This is a genomic window from Autumnicola edwardsiae (genome assembly GCF_031846505.1).
Classification (GTDB): Bacteria; Bacteroidota; Bacteroidia; order Flavobacteriales; family Flavobacteriaceae; genus Autumnicola; species Autumnicola edwardsiae.
In genome coordinates this window covers 1-1,691 of the sequence record NZ_JAVRHP010000222.1, presented here as the reverse complement: position 1 = coordinate 1,691, position 1,691 = coordinate 1, and the positions used below count along the sequence as shown (strand labels likewise).

General features: G+C 41.3%; 1 protein-coding gene. It reads left to right on the top strand.

What is annotated here, in order from left to right:
* The coding region (locus RM529_RS17190) for a VirB4 family type IV secretion system protein (protein ID WP_311485975.1) at nucleotides 1-1,691 on the top strand (1,691 nt) is incomplete at both ends.

The following is a 1,691-nucleotide window of genomic DNA, read 5'->3' as shown; positions in this document are numbered from 1 at the left end:
ACTTCTGACGATTTTGTGTTTCATCAGGGGTTTATTGATGGTTTAGGGCTTACGCTTAACGAAAACCATATCGTCAACCAAATCTTGTACTTGGATGATAAACAAAAGTGGCGCAAGCTGCTCGATAAGAAAGTAGAGGAACTGAATAAAAGTTCCAACTTTGGTTCGCAGAACAAGGTGGTACTCGGAAAAATCCAGCATATTCTTGACCAGATCAATGCGGATGACAATGCGCGGATTATTCGTGGTCATCTGAACATTGTCTATTGGGATAAAAATGCCGCCAACCTAAGCCGCATCGGTTCTAAAATCAAGACTGAATTTAAGGAACTGGACATTATTCCCTACTATCCACGAGGCGAGGAACGCAAAAACTATATCTTGAACAGCTACTGTTGCTTTTCCTCCAATTTCTCAAATAGGGATTTATATGTGACCGATTTAAAACACGCGCTTTGCCTATTTATCAATAATACCAACTATAAATCGGATGCCACGGGAATCATCTTTAACGACCGGGAACACAATATTCCTGTTTTAAAAGATGTTTGGGACGAGCGTAAAAAACGCATCAAGGCACGGAATTTTGCCATCTTCGCTCCTACGGGCGAGGGCAAGTCCTTTTTGGCCAACAATATCCTGCGCCAATATTTTGAAAGTGGTGTCCGCTTGGTCATTATCGATCTGGGCGGTTCTTATACCAAGTTCGCCAAACTCTATCCAGAGCAGTACACCGTACTGCGCTATGAAAGCGGAAAGAACTTGGGCATCAACCCATTTTATATCAGCGATACCAATGACCTGACACCAGAACGTCTTGAAGATTTATCGGTTTTCTTATTTGAGTTGTTCGCTTCGGATTTAAAAGTAACCAAGGCACAATCTGTTTCTGTCAAGAAAATACTGCGCCATTATTATGATAGCACTTCAGAAAATCATTCGTTGGATGGCTTCTATCATTTTATCGAGCGCAACCAAAAAGACCTTTTAGATCAACTTAAAATCCATCCTGACTACTTCAATGTTACAGGCTTTCTGCACGTAATGTCGGAGTATGTTGGCGATGGTCTATACAGCTTCCTTTTTGAGGTCAGCGAAGACCAGACCTATAAGATCGAGGATAAACGCCTGATAGTTTTTGAACTGGACGAAGTAAAGGATAATAAGGAAATTCTTTCGGTAATGTTGAAGCTGATAAAGTCGGCAATCCAACGAACCATTTGGAAAAACAGGGCTGAAAAAGGCATCATCCTGTTTGATGAGTTTGCCAAGCAACTGAAGTTTGAAAACGTACTGGAAAGTGTTGAATTTTATTATCAGGCCATCCGAAAACAGAACGGGGCTATTGGCATTATCCTCCAATCCATCAATCAGCTTCCGAATAATTCAACTTCTGCAAGCATATTGGAAAACACACAGGTCATTTACAGCCTGAACAATGAGAAAGGCTATGCCGAGTTGGTCAAAAGGCTCAACCTTTCCACTCACGACCTGAACCAGTTGAAATCCATCAAAAACAATCTTTCCGGGCCACGCAAGTACACCGAAATGTTCATCAAAATCGGCAAGGAAAGCAACATTTTCCGGCTCGAAGTTCCCAAAGAAGTCTATGCAGCTTATTTGACCGATGGACAAGAAAACGAGGAAATAATAAAACTCTACGAAGAGCATCACGATATGAAAAAAGCAAT